This window comes from Curtobacterium sp. SORGH_AS_0776, assembly GCF_031453355.1.
In the GTDB taxonomy this organism is placed as follows: Bacteria; Actinomycetota; Actinomycetes; order Actinomycetales; family Microbacteriaceae; genus Curtobacterium.
On the sequence record NZ_JAVIYU010000001.1, the window covers coordinates 205949 to 225352 of the forward strand.

Here is a 19404-nt window from a genome sequence, read left to right on the forward strand (position 1 = left end):
GCTACTCGCCACCGTACAGCTTCGGGTCGACGTCGAGTCCGTAGATCGCGAGCCCGGACTCCCAGATGAGGGCGGTCCCGGCGCGGAGCAGGTCGATCGCGTCGCCGTCGTCGAGCACCCGTACGACGTGGCCGCGCATCGCCACCGTGACGGCACCGACCGTGGCGTAGCGGGTGCCGTCCGGGTCTTCCCGCCGGACGGTCACCGGGTAGGGCTCGGACAGGCCACGGAGGTCGCCGAGGATGTAGGTGGGACGCGAACGCTGGTCGGCCGCGAGCACCTGCTTGGCCTTGTCGATCCCGGTGAGGACGAGGACGCTGGGGATACCGGCGTCGTTCGCGCCCTTGATGTCCGTGTCGAGGCGGTCGCCGATGAACAAGGGGTGCTCACCACCGAAGCGCGCGAGGGCTGCGTCGAAGATCGGCCGCTCGGGCTTGCCGGCGACCACGGGCATCCGACCGACGGCCTGGTGCACGGCGGACACGAGCGTGCCGTTGCCGGGCGCGATGCCGCGCTCGACCGGGATCGACCAGTCCATGTTCGTCGCGACCCACGGCACGTCCGGGTCGGCCAGGGCGAAGGATGCCTCGGCGAGGTGGGTCCACCCGAGGTCGGGGGAGAACCCCTGGATGACCGCGGCCGGCGAGTCCTCGGCGCTGGACGTCACGGTGAAGCCCGCTGCCTCGACGATGCTCGTCAGCCCCAGACCACCCGTGACGAGCACCGTCGCGCCCGCCGGGACGAGCGTCTCGAGCAGCCGGACGCCCGCCTGCGACGAGGTCACCACGTCGTCCTCGGACACCTCGAGCCCGTACCGCTCGAGGTGCTCGGCGACGTCGACTGGTCGGCGCGATGCGTTGTTCGTGATGTAGCCGACGCGGGCGGTCAGCGAGGCGCGGGTCAGCGCCTCGACCGCGTGCGGGATCGCGTTGCGGCCGCGGTACACGACGCCGTCGAGGTCGGTGAGGACGACGTCCACACCGTCCGTCGGCGGCTTCGGCAGGTCAGTCGGCTGCGGACCCGTCGACGTCGGAGGGGTTGTCGTCGTCGATCTCGCCGGGCTCGTCTCCGGCCGGCTCGTCGTCGTCGGGCTCGTCACCGAGGGGCTCGTCGGCGAGCTCGGCGTCGGGCTCGTCGTCGACGGCTCCGGCGAGCTCATCTGCGGGTCCTTCGACTTCGAGCGTTTCCTCGACCACATCAACTGTCTCCCAAGCGTTCTCGTCGGCGACCTCGGCCAGGGCCGCTGCCGCACGATCGACACGGGCCCACCACTCGTCGGCCTCGTCCTGGCGGCCGAGCTCCTCGAGCGTGGCCGCGTAAGCACTGTAGAGCGCCGGGGACCAGCTGTAGGCAGTGGACGGGTCGAGCTGTGGAATCTCCAGCTCGCCGAGTGCAGCTGTGGGATTCCCGAGGTCGAGGCGCGCACCGGACATGGCGATGGCGAGCTCGACCTGCACGGCCGTGTCCAGCGCCGCGCGGTCGACGGACCGGCCGAGCTCGAGCGCCCGCTCGGGACGGCCGAGACCACGCTCGCAGTCGACCATCATCGGCAGCTGGTCGTTCCGGCCGGAGATGCGTCGGTAGGTCCGGAGCTCTCGCAGCGCCGTCGCGAAGTCACCGAGGCGGTACGCCGTGATGGCCGCTGTCTCACGGACGACGCCGACCCGGCCGGCTCGACGAGCCGCGCTCAGTGCGTGCTGGTTTGCGGTCTTGGGGTCCTCGTCGACCAGGAGTGCCGCGGCCACGAGGTGGCGGGCGACCCAGTCGGCGTTGTCCTTGCTGAGCGTCTTGAGCTCCGCCCGGGCGACCTTGTCGAGATCGCGTGCCTGGATGTCCTCGGGGATCTCCGGGTCCTCGTGGCGGGGGCGGATCGACTTGGTGCCGTACGGGTCGCGGTCCTCCCAGTCGTCCCGCGAGGCCTCGCCGAACCGCGCACCGGCGTGCCGGCTGCCGTCGCCGAAGCGCTGACGATCGTCGCGACCACCGCGGTCACGGTCCTGGCCGCCGCGGAACGGACGGTCCCCGTCACGACGGGGTCGGTCGCCGTCTCGCGCGGGACGGTCCGAGCGGAACGGACGGTCACCGTCACGACGGGGTCGATCGCCGTCACGGGCGGGACGGTCCGAGCGGAACGGGCGGTCGCCATCACGAGCCGGACGGTCCGACCGGAACGGACGGTCACCATCGCGACGCGGACGGTCGGCACCCCCACGGAACGGACGGTCGCCATCACGAGCCGGACGGTCCGACCGGAACGGACGGTCGCCATCACGAGCCGGACGGTCCGACCGGAACGGACGGTCGCCATCACGAGCCGGACGGTCCGACCGGAACGGACGGTCACCGTCACGACGCGGACGGTCGTCGCCACCACGGAACGGACGGTCGCCATCGCGGCGGGGACGATCCCCATCGCGAGCCTGACGGTCCGAGCGGAACGGACGGTCGCCATCACGACGAGGACGCTCAGAACCCCCACGGAACGGGCGATCCCCGTCACGAGCAGGACGATCCGAGCCGCGCGGACCGTCACCACGAGGAGGACGACTCGAGTCGTCACGGTCACCACGCCACGCGGGCCGCCGGCCGCCATCGCGGAACGGACGATCGCCGTCCCGGTAGGAGCGCGCTCCGTCACGGGACGAACCAGCATCCCGAGCAGGACGATCCCCATCGCGCCGGGGAGCGTCGCGCCGGTCGCCCTCGCGGCGCTCGAAGTCGCGCGGCCCGGACGACCAACGGTTCCCACCGTCACGCCGAGGGGACCGGTCGCCATCGCGGCCTCGTCGGTCTCCACGATCGCCGTCGTTCCGCCGCTGACCGTCGTCGTTCGCCACCGTTGCTCCTCATTGCGTGCCCGAGCGCTCGCCCAGGCCATCGTCCGCTGTGTCGTTGTGTGTGTCGGCGCCGCACTGTCCCCGCCCGCACGCGCGTACCCAGTCCATCACGAACGAGCGCACGAGTCGAGCGAGGTGCGGCAGAAACAGAAGTAGCCACCGGCCTCCCGAGAACGAGGGTCTCCCCTACGAGTTCTCGATGGAGGGCCGATGGCCCACATCTTCTTACTAAATTGAGTCCGGCGGCGTCCTACTCTCCCACAAGGTCCCCCTTGCAGTACCATCGGCGCTGAGAGGCTTAGCTTCCGGGTTCGGAATGTGACCGGGCGTTTCCCTCTCGCTATGACCACCGGAACACCTTCGACCCAGATCCTGGATCAAAACCGTTCCTTCAGTACAAGCTGAAGTATTCAGTTTGATTCCCGATCGTCTGTCGGGAACCACAAAGTGGACGCGAGCCCGTGACCCGAAGGTCACGGAAATAGTTGTGTTGTCAAGTCTTCGGCTTATTAGTACCGGTCAGCTCCACGGGTCGTTAGTCCCCGCTTCCACATCCGGCCTATCAACCCAGTAGTCTGCTGGGAGCCTCTCACACTCAAGGTGCATGGAAATCTCATCTCGAAGACGGCTTCCCGCTTAGATGCTTTCAGCGGTTATCCGGTCCGAACGTAGCTAATCAGCGGTGCCCTTGGCAGAACAACTGACACACCAGAGGTTCGTCCATCCCGGTCCTCTCGTACTAGGGATAGATCTTCTCAAATTTCCAACGCGCGCAGCGGATAGGGACCGAACTGTCTCACGACGTTCTAAACCCAGCTCGCGTACCGCTTTAATGGGCGAACAGCCCAACCCTTGGGACCTACTCCAGCCCCAGGATGCGACGAGCCGACATCGAGGTGCCAAACCATGCCGTCGATATGGACTCTTGGGCAAGATCAGCCTGTTATCCCCGAGGTACCTTTTATCCGTTGAGCGACAGCGCTTCCACAAGCCACTGCCGGATCACTAGTCCCGACTTTCGTCCCTGCTCGACCTGTCAGTCTCACAGTCAAGCTCCCTTGTGCACTTACACTCGCCACCTGATTGCCAACCAGGTTGAGGGAACCTTTGGGCGCCTCCGTTACTCTTTGGGAGGCAACCGCCCCAGTTAAACTACCCACCAGGCACTGTCCATGAACCCGATCAGGGTCCTACGTTAGACATCCAGAGTGACCAGAGTGGTATTTCAACAACGACTCCACGAACACTAGCGTGCCCGCTTCACAGTCTCCCACCTATCCTACACAAGCCACACCGAACACCAATACCAAGCTGTAGTAAAGGTCACGGGGTCTTTCCGTCCTGCTGCGCGTAACGAGCATCTTTACTCGTAGTGCAATTTCGCCGAGTTCGCGGTTGAGACAGCTGGGAAGTCGTTACGCCATTCGTGCAGGTCGGAACTTACCCGACAAGGAATTTCGCTACCTTAGGATGGTTATAGTTACCACCGCCGTTTACTGGGGCTTAAATTCAGAGCTTCGCCCAAAGGCTAACCCTTCCTCTTAACCTTCCAGCACCGGGCAGGCGTCAGTCCGTATACATCGTCTTGCGACTTCGCACGGACCTGTGTTTTTAGTAAACAGTCGCTTCCCACTGGTCTCTGCGGCCTTCAACGCTCAGCGGAGCAAGTCCGCATCACGTGTCCGGCCCCCCTTCTCCCGAAGTTACGGGGGCATTTTGCCGAGTTCCTTAACCACGATTCTCTCGATCTCCTTGGTATTCTCTACCTGACCACCTGAGTCGGTTTCGGGTACGGGCGGCTGCAACCTCGCGTCGATGCTTTTCTCGGCAGCATAGGATCACTGATTTCCCCTTACGGGTACGCGTCGGATCTCAGGCATCTAGACGACGGATTTGCCTATCGTCAGCCCTACATCCTTACACCAGGATCACCTTACGGATACCATCGCCTGGCTCAGCTACCTTCCTGCGTCACACCTGTTCATACGCTAACCGCACCAGCATGGGGTCGAGCGTTAGACCGCACGCCATCACCCCGAAGGGATCCGGTCAATGCGGGTTAGGACTCTTAGCACCACTGGATTAGCTTGGGCGGTTGTTCGCCGGTACGGGAATATCAACCCGTTGTCCATCGACTACGCCTGTCGGCCTCGCCTTAGGTCCCGACTTACCCAGGGCGGATTAACCTGGCCCTGGAACCCTTGGTCTTTCGGAGGACGGGTTTCTCACCCGTCTTTCGCTACTCATGCCTGCATTCTCACTCGTGTAGCGTCCACGGCTGGATCACTCCGCCGCTTCACTCGCCACACGACGCTCTCCTACCACTCCGCACGACTGAACCACGAAGGCTTATCGAGTGTGCGAAATCTACAACTTCGGCGGTGTGCTTGAGCCCCGTTACATTGTCGGCGCGGAATCACTTGACCAGTGAGCTATTACGCACTCTTTCAAGGGTGGCTGCTTCTAAGCCAACCTCCTGGTTGTCTATGCAACTCCACATCCTTTCCCACTTAGCACACGCTTAGGGGCCTTAGTTGATAGTCTGGGTTGTTTCCCTCTCGACGATGAAGCTTATCCCCCACCGTCTCACTGCTGCGCTCTCACTCACCGGCATTCGGAGTTTGGCTGACGTCAGTAACCTGTTGAGGCCCATCGGCCATCCAGTAGCTCTACCTCCGGCGAGAAACACGCAACGCTGCACCTAAATGCATTTCGGAGAGAACCAGCTATCACGAAGTTTGATTGGCCTTTCACCCCTATCCACAGCTCATCCCCTCCATTTTCAACTGAAGTGGGTTCGGTCCTCCACGACGTCTTACCGTCGCTTCAACCTGGCCATGGATAGATCACTTCGCTTCGGGTCTAGGACATGCGACTCAAATCGCCCTATTCAGACTCGCTTTCGCTACGGCTGCCCCACACGGGTTAACCTCGCCACATATCACTAACTCGCAGGCTCATTCTTCAAAAGGCACGCCGTCACCCCTACAAGGAGGCTCCGACGGTTTGTAAGCAAACGGTTTCAGGTACTATTTCACTCCCCTCCCGGGGTACTTTTCACCTTTCCCTCACGGTACTTGTCCGCTATCGGTCATCTGGGAGTATTTAGGCTTATCAGGTGGTCCTGACAGATTCACACGGGATTTCTCGGGCCCCGTGCTACTTGGGATACACATCCGGCCATAACACCATTTCGTCTACGGGGCTGGCACCCACTACGGCCCGGCTTTCAAACCGGTTCGACTATGATGCGCTGTAACCGCCCCAGTCCGGCAGAACTGAGCGACGTGTCCCACAACCCCGACCATGCAACGCCCGCCGGCTATCACACATGATCGGTTTAGCCTCATCCGCTTTCGCTCGCCACTACTCACGGAATCACATGTTGTTTTCTCTTCCTGTGGGTACTGAGATGTTTCACTTCCCCACGTTCCCTCTACCCGCCCTATATATTCAGGCGGGAGTCACCAGGTCACAAAAGCGCCCAGCGGGGTTTCCCCATTCGGAAATCCTCGGCTCACAGCTCGATTATCAGCTCCCCGAGGCTTATCGCAGATTTCTACGTCCTTCTTCGGCTCCAGATGCCAAGGCATCCACCGTTTGCTCTTAGAAACTTGACCACAAAGATTAAAATTGCGATCGACTCACAACAACAACAACCCGAAAGTCATCATCGTTCCGAGCGATCTAAGATGCTCGCGTCCACTGTGTAGTTCTCAACATACGATCGGCACCACACTCCCCCAGAAGCCATGCTCCCAGCATCATGCGGCCCACCGAAGAACCCAACCAGAACCCAAAAGGCCCCAGTCACGGCTCAACCCCCGACCATCACGGTCAGGAAGCCTGGTCCCTCAGGACCCAACAACGTGCACCAGCCGACCCGCTCACCCCCAACCCGTTCCAACCCGAACCACGAAGGCCCCGGCGTACTGAGATCAGGAAGCTGCGCTCCCGACTGCACTGTCAATGTTCCACCCATGAGCTACCGGCGAGAACGTTCGTCTCGATCCGGCGCCTGGACCCACCGTCCCCCGAAGGACACGACGAGCCAGATGCTCCTTAGAAAGGAGGTGATCCAGCCGCACCTTCCGGTACGGCTACCTTGTTACGACTTAGTCCTAATCACCGATCCCACCTTCGACGGCTCCTTCCACAAGGGTTAGGCCACCGGCTTCGGGTGTTACCGACTTTCATGACTTGACGGGCGGTGTGTACAAGGCCCGGGAACGTATTCACCGCAGCGTTGCTGATCTGCGATTACTAGCGACTCCGACTTCATGAGGTCGAGTTGCAGACCTCAATCCGAACTGAGACCGGCTTTTTGGGATTCGCTCCACCTTACGGTATCGCAGCCCTTTGTACCGGCCATTGTAGCATGCGTGAAGCCCAAGACATAAGGGGCATGATGATTTGACGTCATCCCCACCTTCCTCCGAGTTGACCCCGGCAGTCTCCTATGAGTCCCCGCCATAACGCGCTGGCAACATAGAACGAGGGTTGCGCTCGTTGCGGGACTTAACCCAACATCTCACGACACGAGCTGACGACAACCATGCACCACCTGTACACCGACCACAAGGGGGCGACCATCTCTGGCCGTTTCCGGTGTATGTCAAGCCTTGGTAAGGTTCTTCGCGTTGCATCGAATTAATCCGCATGCTCCGCCGCTTGTGCGGGCCCCCGTCAATTCCTTTGAGTTTTAGCCTTGCGGCCGTACTCCCCAGGCGGGGCGCTTAATGCGTTAGCTACGACACAGAAACCGTGGAAAGGTCCCTACATCTAGCGCCCAACGTTTACGGCGTGGACTACCAGGGTATCTAATCCTGTTCGCTCCCCACGCTTTCGCTCCTCAGCGTCAGTTACGGCCCAGAGATCTGCCTTCGCCATCGGTGTTCCTCCTGATATCTGCGCATTCCACCGCTACACCAGGAATTCCAATCTCCCCTACCGCACTCTAGTCTGCCCGTACCCACTGCAAGCCCGAGGTTGAGCCTCGGGATTTCACAGCAGACGCGACAAACCGCCTACGAGCTCTTTACGCCCAATAATTCCGGACAACGCTTGCACCCTACGTATTACCGCGGCTGCTGGCACGTAGTTAGCCGGTGCTTTTTCTGCAGGTACCGTCACTTTCGCTTCTTCCCTACTAAAAGAGGTTTACAACCCGAAGGCCGTCATCCCTCACGCGGCGTTGCTGCATCAGGCTTTCGCCCATTGTGCAATATTCCCCACTGCTGCCTCCCGTAGGAGTCTGGGCCGTGTCTCAGTCCCAGTGTGGCCGGTCACCCTCTCAGGCCGGCTACCCGTCGTCGCCTTGGTGAGCCATTACCTCACCAACAAGCTGATAGGCCGCGAGTCCATCCCCAACCAAAAAATCTTTCCACCACCAGACCATGCGGCCGGCAGTCATATCCAGTATTAGACGTCGTTTCCAACGCTTATCCCAGAGTCAGGGGCAGGTTACTCACGTGTTACTCACCCGTTCGCCACTAATCCACCCAGCAAGCTGGGCATCATCGTTCGACTTGCATGTGTTAAGCACGCCGCCAGCGTTCGTCCTGAGCCAGGATCAAACTCTCCGTAAAAAAATTACAACCAACACCCGAAGATGTCAGCGAGTTGATTCTGACAAAAAGAACTGTCTACTGACAATTCTGTCTATCCAAAAGGAATTGTCTCCGAACCCACCAGCAAGCTGATGAGTCACGGGGTCAATAAATTGGCATTGACAATGTGCACGCTGTTGAGTTCTCAAGGACCAGACGCACTCCCCACTCGACCCCGAAAGAGGTTCCGCCAGAGAGGCTTTCGTTCTTGGTTTGACCACCGGTGTGTCGTCGGACCCTGAGGCCCAGTGGCTCATCCCGTAGGAGAGAACCGGTGGAGTAGTCATCCTAGGCGTCGAAGCGATCCAGCGCAAGGCCAGATCTGAACTTCAGTGGAGGATGGTCCCGCTTGAGGGCCGGCGTGCTCTGGGCTTTCGCTCCAGCCGCTCCGCCGCACCTTTGGGGTGACGAGTAAGAACTATACGCAGCGTTCAGCGGGTGCGCCAAGACGGGCCACATCCCGGGCGTGTCGCGTTGTGCAACACGTGCGGCCCGGACGCAGCGATGCCCGACTCCCACCAGGGGAACCGGGCATCGACGAGCGGCGACGATCAGGAGAGCGTCACACCGGCCAGGGTCTTCTTGCCACGACGGAGCACGAGCACTCCCCCGGGCAGGGCGAGGTCGGACAGCGACGCGGTCGGGTCCTCGGCGCGGGTGTTGTTCACGTACACACCACCCTGGTCGATGGCGCGACGGGCTTCCCCGAGGGACTTCACCAACTCGGTGTCGACGAGCGCTCGGGCCACGTCCGCATCACCGGGCAGCGCCACCGACCCCGGCAGCTCGGCGATCGCCGACCGCAGGGTGGTGGCGTCGAGCGCGCCCAGGTCGCCGTTGCCGAACAACGCCGCGGAGGCATCGATCGCCGCCTGCGTCGCCTCGACCCCGTGCACGACCGCCGTCACCTCGAACGCGAGGGTCCGTTGCGCCTCGCGCCGGAACGGCTCGTCGGCCACGGCCTGCTCGAGCCGCTCGATCTCGGCGCGGGACAGGAACGTGAACTGGCGGAGCCGGGCGATCACGTCGGCGTCCGTCGTGTTGAGCCAGAACTGGTAGAACGCGTACGGCGAGGTCATGTCCGGGTCGAGCCAGATCGCGTTGCCCTCGCTCTTGCCGAACTTCGTGCCGTCGGAGTTCGTGATGAGGGGCGTCCCCAGCGCGTGCACCGTCGCCCCCTCGGCACGACGGATGAGTTCCGTCCCCGAGGTCAGGTTGCCCCACTGGTCCGAGCCGCCCGTCTGCAGGGTGCACCCGTACTGGCGGAAGAGCTCGCGGTAGTCGAGTCCCTGCAGGATCTGGTAGCTGAACTCGGTGTAGCTGATGCCCGAGTCGGAGTTCAGGCGCGCGGCGACGGCGTCCTTCTTGAGCATCGAGTTCACGCGGAAGTACTTGCCGATGTCGCGCAGGAAGTCGATCGCGGACAGCGGCGCCGTCCAGTCGAGGTTGTTCACCAGCCGCACGCCGTTGTCGCCGTCGGGGCTGAGGAACCGCGACACCTGGCCCTGCAACCGCGTCACCCACTCCTGCACGGTCTCGCGGGTGTTGAGCGTCCGTTCGGCTGTCGGCCGCGGATCGCCGATCAACCCGGTGGAACCGCCGACGAGCGCGAGCGGCTTGTGCCCCGCCAGCTGGATCCGGCGCATGGTGAGCAGCTGCAACAGATTCCCGCAGTGCAGGGACGGCGCCGTCGGGTCGAAACCGCAGTAGTACGTGATCGGCTCGCCGTCGAGGGCCTCCTTGAGTGCCGTCTCGTCGGTGGAGACGTGCACCAGATCACGCCAGCGCAGTTCGTCCCAGACCGAGGCGAAGTTCGGGTCGTTCTGCTGGCGCGTCAGGACATCGTGAGCGGATTCACTGGACACCCAGCCATCGTAGCGGCGCGCGCGGCCCAGGAGGCGCGGGTCGGCTCCGTCAATCGAAGGCGCCCTTGTGCCGCCGGTACGCCGACACCGTCGGGTCACCGGTGAGCCAGAAGCGCCAGGGGAAGCGCGCGCCGCCGGCGATGCCGCCGACGCCGGTGCGCGGCCCTCGTGAGATCCGCGGGACCGGACCGGTCGCCGCCGGGCCCGGCACAGTCTCGGACAGGAGTTCCTCGACGACGCGAGTCGGTCCGACGGCGGCGAGCCGCGCCTCCAGGCCGGCAGCCAACGTCAGCACGTACGGGCCGGAGCCGTCGAGGAGTCTGCTGCCGTCGTCCTCACCGAGCACCGCACCGAGCGCGCCGCCGAGGTTGCCGGGACCGCGCGCGAGCGCGACGTCCGTGACGGATTCGCCGCGGCGGGAACGGGCGGTCTCGAGGCCCTCGACGACCTGCGCGCCCCGCAGCAGCGATCCCGACGACGTGCCCTCCGGCGCACTGACGACGTTGACGCACGTGTGGATGCCGTAGGAGCGGTAGGCGTAGAGCGTCCCGGGCGGTCCGAACAGGTGACGGTTGCGCGGCGTCGGGCCGCGGTGGCCGTGCGAGCCAGGGTCGGTGGGGCCGAAGTAGGCCTCGACCTCGGTGATGCGCAGGGTCACGCCCTTGCCCGCGATCGTCGCACCGAGCAATGCCGGCGCCGAGACCGGCGCCGGTTCGGACAGCAGCGCGAGCGTGGGGTCGGTCATCGGGTGAAGGGCACGCCCTCCGCCAGGTCGTGGACGCGGCGGGTGAGCGACGCGAGCTGTTCGGCGACGCGGTCCGGCGCGGTGCCGCCGATGCCGGCGCGCGACGCGACGGAACCCTCGATGGTGAGGACGCCGCGGACCTCGGGCGTGAGGTGTTCGGACACCGTCCGGTACTCGTCGTCGGTGGGGTCGTCGAGTTCGATCCCGCGCTCCTCGCAGTACCGGACCAGCGCGCCGGACACCTCGTGCGCGTCACGGAACGGCACCCCCTGGCGCACGAGCCACTCGGCGACGTCCGTCGCGAGCGAGAAGCCCTGCGGCGCGAGCTCGGCCATGCGGTCGGTGTCGAACGAGAGGGTCGCGACCATGCCGGTGAATGCGGGGAGCAGGACCTCGAGGGTGGCGACCGAGTCGAAGACGGGCTCCTTGTCCTCCTGCAGGTCGCGGTTGTAGGCGAGCGGCAGGCCCTTGAGCGTCGCGAGCAGGCCGGTCAGGTTCCCGATGAGCCGGCCCGACTTGCCCCGGGCGAGCTCGGCGATGTCCGGGTTCTTCTTCTGGGGCATGATGCTCGACCCCGTGGAGAACGCGTCGTGCAGCCGGACGAAGCCGAACTCCTTCGTGTTCCAGAGGATGATCTCCTCCGCCAGGCGGGAGACGTCGATGCCGATCTGCGCGAGGACGAACGCGAACTCGGCGACCACGTCACGAGCCGCCGTGGCGTCGATCGAGTTGTCCGCGGGGCGGGCGAACCCGAGCTCGTGGGCGATCGCCGAGGGGTCGAGCCCGAGCGAGCTCCCCGCGAGGGCGCCGGCGCCGTACGGGCTCACGCTCGCGCGGTCCGCCCAGTCGCGGAGCCGCTCGAGGTCACGGACCAGGGGCCACGCGTGTGCGAGCAGGTGGTGTGCGAGGAGGACCGGCTGCGCGTGCTGCAGGTGCGTGCGACCCGGCATGATCGCGCCGGGGTGCTCGTTGGCCTGCTGGGAGATCGCGTCGACGAGGTCGATGACGAGGTGCCCGATCCGGCGACCGTGGTCGAGCATGTGCATCCGACCGAGCGTCGCGATCTGGTCGTTGCGACTCCGGCCGGCGCGCAGCTTCCCGCCGAGCTCGGGGCCGAGGTCGGCGATGAGGAGTCGTTCGAGGGCGCCGTGCACGTCCTCGTCGCTGTCGGCGGGCTGCAGCGTGCCGTCGGCGTGCGCGGACTCGAGGCGGTCGAGGCCGGCGAGCATCCGCTCGAGCTCGTGGGCCGTCAGGTACCCGGCGGTGTTGAGCGCGCGGGCGTGGGCGCGGGAGCCGGCGATGTCGTAGGGGGCGAGCTGCCAGTCGAAGTGGGTCGATCGGGAGAGGGCGGCGAGCTCGGCGCTCGGGCCGTCCGCGAAGCGGCCACCCCAGAGGGCGCCGGTGTTGGTGGCGTCGGTCTTGGCGGCGGGCTGGTTCGCGTCGGTCATGGTTCTCTCGTCGTCCGGTCGTGGGTTTGGGGGCGGGATGTCGGTGCGCTGTGCGCTGTGCGCTGTGCGCTGTGCGCTCAGTTGGCCAGGTCGCGGCGGGCGGAGATCTTGCTCGGCAACGACCAGATGTCGATGAACCCCTTCGCGTGCGACTGGTCGAAGGCGTCGCCCGTGTCGTAGGTCGCGAGGTCGAAGTCGTAGAGGCTCTGGCTGGAGCGGCGTCCGGTCACGACGGCTCGGCCCGCGTGGAGCCGGAGTCGGACGTCGCCGGAGACGTGCTGCTGGGTGTGGGTGATGAAGGCGTCGAGGCTCCGCTTCAGGCCGCTGAACCACAGCCCGTCGTAGACCAGGTCGGCCCAGTCCGACTCGACCTGCCGCTTGTACCGGTTGACGTCGCGTTCGAGGGTCAGGTTCTCGAGCTCCTCGTGCGCGGCGATCAGGGCGACGGCGGCCGGCGCCTCGTACACCTCGCGCGACTTGATGCCGACGAGGCGGTCCTCGACCACGTCGATCCGACCGACACCGTGCTTGCCGGCGAGCGCGTTGAGCTCCTGCACGACGCGCAGCACGCTGAACCGCTGTCCGTCGATGGCGACCGGGACCCCCTGCTCGAAGGTGATCGTCACCTCGTCCGGAGCACGCGGGACGGTCGGGTCCTGCGTGTAGGCGTAGAGCTCCTCCGCCGGGGCGTTCCACGGATCCTCGAGGTGACCGGTCTCGACCGCTCGACCCCACACGTTCTGGTCGATCGACCAGGGCGAGCGTTCCGACTGTTCGATCGGCAGGCCGTGCTGCTGGGCGTAGGCGATCGCTCGGTCGCGGGTGAGCGCGAGGTCCCGCACCGGTGCGACGCTCGTCAGGTCCGGGGCGAGGGCCGCGACGGCCGCCTCGAAGCGGACCTGGTCGTTGCCCTTGCCCGTGCACCCGTGCGCCACGCTGTCGGCGCCGAGCTGCTTCGCCGTGAGCGCCAGGTGCTTGGCGATGAGGGGACGGCTCAGCGCGGAGACGAGCGGGTAGCGCTTCTGGTACAGGGCGTTGGCCTGCAGCGCGGGGACGAGGTAGTCGTCGGCGAACTCGTCCTTCGCGTCGATGACGATCGACTCGACGGCGCCGCAGTCGAGCGCGCGCTGCCGGATCGCCGCCATGTCCTCGCCGCCCTGGCCGACGTCGACCGCGAGGGCGACGACGTCCTTGCCGGTGGCGTCACGCAGCCAGCCGATGCCGACGGACGTGTCGAGTCCGCCGGAGTACGCGAGGACGACGCGGTCTGCCACGGTGGTCTCCCTGGGTCAGGCGGTCGCGGGAGCGCCGGTCGTCGCGGGGGCGCCGGTCGCGGGGGCACCGGTCGCGTTCGCTGCGAGGAGCCAGGCGAGCAGCGCCTTCTGGGCGTGGAGACGGTTCTCCGCCTCGTCCCAGATGATGCTCCGCGGACCGTCGATGACCTCGGCCGTGACCTCGAACCCACGGTCGGCGGGCAGGCAGTGCATGAACACGGCGTCGTCGGCGGCGTGCGCCATCACCGCGTCGTCCACGCGGTACCCGTTGAAGGTGTCGAGCCGCGCCTGCTTCTCGTCTTCCTTGCCCATCGACACCCAGGTGTCGGTCACGACGACGTCCGCTCCGGCGACGGCCGCGACCGGGTCGGTCACGACGAGCACGGAACCGCCGGTCACGGCAGCACGACGCTCGGCGTCCGTGACGACCTCGGCCGCCGGGGAGAACTCGGCCGGTGCCGCGACGCGGACGTGCATGCCCGCGGTGGCCCCGGCGAGCAGGTAGGACTGCGCCATGTTGCTCGCGCCGTCGCCGATGAAGGCCACAGTCTGCCCCGCCAGGGTCCCGCGGTGCTCGCGGATGGTCAGCAGGTCAGCGAGCAGCTGGCACGGGTGGAAGTCGTCCGACAGGGCGTTGACGACGGGGACGCTCGTGTTCGCCGCCATCTCCTCGAGCCCGGCCTGGCCGTAGGTGCGCCACACGATCGCCGACACCATGCGCTCGAGGACGCGTGCGGTGTCGGACGGCGTCTCCTTGCCGCCCAGCTGGCTGTTCGCCGTCGAGATGATGAGCGGGCTGCCGCCGAGGTCGGAGATGCCGACGTGGAAGGACACCCGCGTGCGGGTGGACGACTTGTCGAAGATCACGGCGACGCTCTGCGGTCCGGCGAGGGGCTTGGCCCCCCACCGGTCGGCCTTCATCTGCTCGGCGAGGTCGAGGATCGCGGACTGCTCCGCCTGGCTGAGGTCGTCGTCGCGGAGGAAGTGACGGGTCATGCGGAGGTCTCCTGGGTGGTGGTGCCCTGCTCGGCGGCGACTGCGGCCAGGCTCTCGCCGAGGATCGACACGAACTCGTCGATCTCGGCGTCGGACACGACGAGCGGCGGCGCGATGCGCAGGCTCGACTCGTTCGGGGCGTTGATGATCAGGCCGCGCTCGAGCGCGGCGGCGTTGACGGCGGCGGCGACCGGGCCGGTCAGACCGACCCCGATGAGGAGGCCGGTGCCACGGACCTCTTCGACGAGGGGCGAGCCGATGCTCGCGATGCCCGCACGGATCCGCTCCCCCTTCGTCACCGCACCGGACACGAGGTCCGCGCGCTCGATCTCGGCGAGGACGGCGTTCGCCACCCGGGTGCCGAGCGGGTTGCCACCGAACGTCGAGCCGTGCTGGCCGGCCGAGAACAGTTCGGACGCCCAGCCGAAGGTGACGAGGGCGCCGATCGGGAACCCGCCCGCGATGCCCTTCGCGATCGTGATGGCGTCCGGCTCGAAACCGTGGCCCTGGTAGGTGAACCAGTTGCCGGTCCGGCCGACGCCCGTCTGGATCTCGTCGAGGATCAGCAGCGCGCCGTGTTCCGCGGTCAGGCGGCGGGCGGCGAGCAGGAACCCCTCGGGCAGGTCGACCACGCCGGCCTCGCCCTTGATCGGTTCGACGATGAGCGCGGCCACGGTGTCGTCGATCGACTCCTCGAGCGCGGCGACCGTGGAGTCGATGTGCTCGACCCCGGGGACCATCGGCAGGAAGTCCTCTTGCAGGGCGGGCTTGCCGGTGAGCGCGAGCGCGCCCATCGTGCGGCCGTGGAAGCCCTGCTTCAGCGCGAGGATGCGGGTCTTCTGCCCGTCGGCGCCCTTGTTCAGGCGTGCGAGCTTGAACGCGGCCTCGTTGGCCTCGGCACCGGAGTTGCCGAAGTACACGCGGCCGGCCTCACCCGCGCCCGTGATGCGCTTGAGCCGCTCGGCGAGCTCGAGCTGCGGCGGGGTCGCGAAGTAGTTCGAGACGTGCACGAGCTTGGCGGCCTGGTCGCTGATCGCCTCGACCAGCGCGGGGTGCGCGTGGCCGAGCGAGTTGACGGCGATGCCGGCGAGGAAGTCGAGGTACTCGTTGCCGTCGACGTCCCAGACGCGACAGCCCTCGCCGCGCTCGAGCATGATCTTCGGCGGGGTCAGGGATCGCATGAGCGACGCCCCGAACCGGTCGTTCCAGGTCTCGGTCTGCGTCTCGGTGCTCACTGCGGCTGTCCCTTCTCGGTCGTGCTGGCCACGTGTTGGCCGGTGGTGCTGCTCGTCGACGGTGCTGCGACGCGTCGGCCGATCTCGGCGTGGGTCATCTGGTTCTCGGTGCGTCGGCTCGGGTCCGGGATCACCTCGGTGCCGGCGCCGCGCAGGGTGAAGACCTCGAGCAGGATCGAGTGCGGGATCCGCCCGTCGATGATCGTCGCGCCGCCGACCCCGCCGACCACGGCGTCGAGGCACGCGGTCATCTTCGGGATCATGCCCGACTCGAGCGACGGCAGGAGGGCGCGGAGTTCCTCGACCGCGATGAGGTCGACGATCGAGTCGCGGTCCGGCCAGTTGCGGTACAGGCCGGGGACGTCGGTGAGCATCATGAGCTTCGACGCCTTGAGGGCGATCGCGAGTGCGCCCGCCGCGGCGTCGGCGTTCACGTTGAGCGCCTGGTCCGGGTGGGCGTCGTCGATGGCGATGCTCGACACCACGGGGATGCGGCCGGCCTCGATCGCGGCGAGCACACCGGAGGGGTCGACGTGCGTGATGTCGCCGACGTGCCCGAGGTCGAAGTGCTCGCCGTCGACGACGACGCCCTTCTTCTCGCCGGTGAACAGCGAGCCGCCGTCACCGAAGACGCCGACGGCGAGGCCCTCGCCGTGCTCGTTCACCAGGTCGACGATCTCGCGGTTGACCTCGCCGGCGAGCACGTCGCGGACGACCGTGATCGCCTCGGTCGTGGTGACGCGGTACCCGCCGCGGAACTCGGACGCGATGCCCTGTTCCTTCAGCGCCGCCGAGATCTGCGGGCCGCCGCCGTGCACGACCACCGGGTGGAGGCCGGCGTACCGGAGGTAGACCATGTCCTCGGCGAACGCGCGCTTGAGGTCCTCGTTCACCATGGCGTTGCCGCCGAACTTGACGACGACGATCTTGCCCGAGAACCGCTTCAGCCACGGCAGGGACTCGATGAGGGTCGCGGCCTTGACGGTCGCGAGCTCGTGCTCTTCTTCCTTCGAGAGGATGCTGTCGTCGGCCATCAGCTGGAGTACGCGCTGTTCTCGTGGACGTAGTCGTGCGTGAGGTCGTTCGTCAGGATCGTCGCCGAGAACGGTCCGACGCCGAGGTCGATGAGGACGTCGGTGTCGCGCGGCGTCAGGTCGACGCGGTCGCTCGGCTCGTCCGGTGCGCCGGCGTGGCAGACACGGACCCCGTTCATCGAGACGTCGACGGCGTACGGGTCGAACTCGGCGTCGGTGGTGCCGATCGCCGCGAGCACCCGACCCCAGTTCGGGTCGTTGCCGAACACCGCGGCCTTGAACAGGTTGTTCCGGGCGACGCTCCGGCCGACCGTGACCGCGTCGTCCTCGGTCGCGGCGTTCACGACGTGGATCGTGATGTCGTGGCTCGCGCCCTCGGCGTCCTGCTGCAGCTGCCGTGCGAGGTCGGCGCAGACCGCGGTCAGGGCTTCTTGGAAGTCGCCGACCTCGGGCGTGACGCCGCTCGCACCGGAGGACAGCAGCACCACGGTGTCGTTCGTCGACATGCAGCCGTCCGAGTCGACCCGGTCGAAGGTGACGCGGGTGGCGGCCCGGAGCGCCTGGTCGAGCTCGTCCGAGCCGACGACGGCGTCCGTGGTGATCACGACGAGCATCGTCGCGAGCCCGGGTGCGAGCATGCCCGCGCCCTTGGCCATGCCGCCGACGGTCCAGCCGTCCTCGGTGACGACCGACTGCTTCGGCTTCGTGTCGGTGGTCATGATGGCGGTCGCGGCGTCCGGACCGCCGTCGGCCGACAGTGCCGCACTCGCGAGGTCGACGCCCCTGAGGACGTTGTCGCGGAACGTCTGGTCGCCGACCCCGATGAGGCCGGTCGAGCAGACGACGACGTCGCCGGCGCCGATGCCCAGCGCCTCGCCCACGGCTTCGGCGGTCATGTGGGTGGTCTGGAAGCCGAACGGACCGGTGAAGCAGTTCGCACCGCCGGAGTTCAGGACGACCGCGCGGGCGGTGCCGTCACCGACCGCCTGGCGCGACCAGATCACGGGGTGCGCCTGGGCGCGGTTGCTGGTGAAGACCGCGGCCACTGCGGCGTCCGGCCCGTCGTTGACGACGAGGGCCACGTCGGGCTTGCCGCTCGACTTGAGGCCGGCGGTCACGCCGGCCGCGCGGAAGCCCGCTGCCGCGGTGACGCCCTGGAGGCCCGGGTCGGTGTGGGTGGGCTGGCTTGCGTCGGTCACGGTGCGACTCCGTCCACGCTGAGGCCGAGGGTCTCCGGGAAGCCCAGGGCGATGTTCGTCGACTGGACCGCAGCACCCGCGGTGCCCTTGGCCAGGTTGTCCAGTGCGCTCACCGCGACGACGCGACCGGCGGCTTCGTCGACCGCGAGCCCGATCAGTGCGGTGTTCGCGCCGATGGTGTCGGCGACCCGGGGGAACTCGCCCTCGGGCAGGAGGTGCACGAAGGGCTCGTCGGCGTAGGCCTGCTCCCAGGCGAGCCGGACGTCACGGGCGCTCACACCGGGCGCGAGCTTCGCCGTCGTCGTCGCCAGGATGCCGCGGGACATCGGGACGAGGACCGGCGTGAACGAGATCGTCACGTCGGACGCGCCGGCGACCACGAGGTTCTGCTGGATCTCCGGGATGTGGCGGTGCTTCCCGCCGACCGCGTACGCGCTCGCTGAGCCCATGATCTCGGACGCCAGGTACGTGTTCGCGAGCTTCTTGCCGGCACCGCTCGGGCCGACGCTCAGCACGGCCACGAGGTCGTCCGACTCGATCAACCCGGCCTGGATGCCCGGCTGGATGCCGAGCGTGACCGCGGTCACGTTGCACCCGGGGACGGCGATCCGCTTCGTCCCCACGAGCGCCGCCCGCTGCCGGCTCTGCGTCTGGATGTCGTCCACGTCACGCCACTCGTCCGCCGACCCGGGCGTCGGCGCCGCGTGCAGCAGCTCCGGCAGCCCGTAGGTCCACGCGCCGTGGTAGTCGCCGCCGTAGAACGCTTCCCACGCCGCCGGGTCCGTCAGCCGGTGGTCCGCGCCGCAGTCCACGACGAGGGCGTCGTCGCCGAGCTCCGCGGTGATGGCCCCGGACTGGCCGTGCGGCAGCGCGAGGAACACGACGTCGTGTCCGCGCAGGTTGTCCGCCGTCGTCGGCTCGAGGGTCAGGTGCGACAGCGAGCGGAGGTGCGGCTGCGTCGCGATGAGCGGCTGTCCGGCGTTCGAGAACGCCGTCACCGTCCTGACGTCGAACTCGGGATGGGCGGAGAGCACGCGCAGGAGCTCACCGCCCGCGTAGCCGGAGGCTCCCGCCACGGCGACGGATACGGACATGGGATTCCACCTTTGGTCGGACTGGTCGTCGAGAGAGTCGGAGGCGGCGGCCCCGGGCGGTGCTGGTC

The 19404-nt window shown here is 66.7% G+C and carries 12 protein-coding genes and 3 rRNA genes; 1 reads left to right on the forward strand and 14 read right to left on the reverse strand.

Going from position 1 to position 19404, the window contains the following annotated elements:
- Nucleotide 1 precedes the first annotated feature (1 nt).
- Nucleotides 2-979 (reverse strand): HAD-IIA family hydrolase, encoded by a 978-nt coding sequence (locus QE359_RS01050; RefSeq protein WP_309776951.1) that lies wholly within the window; start codon nucleotides 977-979, stop codon nucleotides 2-4.
- A gap of 25 nt (nucleotides 980-1004) precedes the next feature.
- Nucleotides 1005-1745: a hypothetical protein gene (locus QE359_RS01055; protein ID WP_309776952.1), complete on the reverse strand. Its 741-nt coding sequence runs from the start codon at nucleotides 1743-1745 to the stop codon at nucleotides 1005-1007.
- Nucleotides 1746-1940: 195 nt separating this feature from the next.
- On the opposite strand from QE359_RS01055, the gene QE359_RS01060 reads away from it, so the two are divergent.
- The gene (locus tag QE359_RS01060) at nucleotides 1941-2993 is read left to right on the forward strand and encodes a hypothetical protein (protein ID WP_309776953.1); all 1053 of its coding nucleotides are present in this window, start codon (nucleotides 1941-1943) and stop codon (nucleotides 2991-2993) included.
- A gap of 81 nt (nucleotides 2994-3074) precedes the next feature.
- Here QE359_RS01060 and rrf read toward each other — a convergent pair.
- From rrf to QE359_RS01120, 12 genes are all read right to left on the reverse strand, one after another.
- Nucleotides 3075-3191, reverse strand: a 5S ribosomal RNA gene (gene rrf / locus QE359_RS01065).
- A 135-nt stretch (nucleotides 3192-3326) separates the two neighbouring features.
- Nucleotides 3327-6457: ribosomal RNA gene (locus tag QE359_RS01070) — 23S ribosomal RNA — on the reverse strand.
- 446 nt (nucleotides 6458-6903) lie between these two features.
- Nucleotides 6904-8425: ribosomal RNA gene (locus tag QE359_RS01075) — 16S ribosomal RNA — on the reverse strand.
- The 16S, 23S and 5S rRNA genes sit together here, the layout of an rRNA operon.
- A 572-nt stretch (nucleotides 8426-8997) precedes the next feature.
- Nucleotides 8998-10311 (reverse strand): tyrosine--tRNA ligase, encoded by a 1314-nt coding sequence (gene tyrS, locus QE359_RS01080; RefSeq protein ID WP_309776954.1) that lies wholly within the window; start codon nucleotides 10309-10311, stop codon nucleotides 8998-9000.
- 49 nt (nucleotides 10312-10360) lie between these two features.
- On the reverse strand, nucleotides 10361-11056 hold the full coding sequence (locus QE359_RS01085) for a DNA-3-methyladenine glycosylase (protein ID WP_309776955.1): 696 nt from the start codon (nucleotides 11054-11056) through the stop codon (nucleotides 10361-10363).
- Nucleotides 11053-12504 carry an argininosuccinate lyase gene (gene argH, locus QE359_RS01090; protein ID WP_309776956.1) on the reverse strand — a complete coding sequence of 484 codons (1452 nt, stop codon included), beginning with the start codon at nucleotides 12502-12504 and terminating at the stop codon, nucleotides 11053-11055. The genes QE359_RS01085 and argH overlap by 4 nt, the downstream gene beginning before the upstream one ends.
- A gap of 77 nt (nucleotides 12505-12581) precedes the next feature.
- Complete coding sequence (locus tag QE359_RS01095; protein ID WP_309776957.1) at nucleotides 12582-13778, reverse strand: argininosuccinate synthase; 1197 nt, start codon at nucleotides 13776-13778, stop codon at nucleotides 12582-12584.
- 15 nt (nucleotides 13779-13793) lie between these two features.
- On the reverse strand, nucleotides 13794-14774 hold the full coding sequence (gene argF / locus QE359_RS01100; protein WP_309776958.1) for an ornithine carbamoyltransferase: 981 nt from the start codon (nucleotides 14772-14774) through the stop codon (nucleotides 13794-13796).
- Complete coding sequence (locus QE359_RS01105) at nucleotides 14771-16009, reverse strand: acetylornithine transaminase (RefSeq protein WP_309776960.1); 1239 nt, start codon at nucleotides 16007-16009, stop codon at nucleotides 14771-14773. Before QE359_RS01105 ends, argF begins: the two co-directional genes overlap by 4 nt.
- On the reverse strand, nucleotides 16006-17043 hold the full coding sequence (argB, locus tag QE359_RS01110; protein ID WP_071302045.1) for an acetylglutamate kinase: 1038 nt from the start codon (nucleotides 17041-17043) through the stop codon (nucleotides 16006-16008). The genes QE359_RS01105 and argB overlap by 4 nt, the downstream gene beginning before the upstream one ends.
- Nucleotides 17043-18242: a bifunctional glutamate N-acetyltransferase/amino-acid acetyltransferase ArgJ gene (gene argJ, locus QE359_RS01115; protein WP_309776963.1), complete on the reverse strand. Its 1200-nt coding sequence runs from the start codon at nucleotides 18240-18242 to the stop codon at nucleotides 17043-17045. The genes argB and argJ overlap by 1 nt, the downstream gene beginning before the upstream one ends.
- The gene (locus QE359_RS01120) at nucleotides 18239-19336 is read right to left on the reverse strand and encodes an N-acetyl-gamma-glutamyl-phosphate reductase (protein ID WP_071295808.1); all 1098 of its coding nucleotides are present in this window, start codon (nucleotides 19334-19336) and stop codon (nucleotides 18239-18241) included. The genes argJ and QE359_RS01120 overlap by 4 nt, the downstream gene beginning before the upstream one ends.
- Nucleotides 19337-19404: the final 68 nt, after the last annotated feature.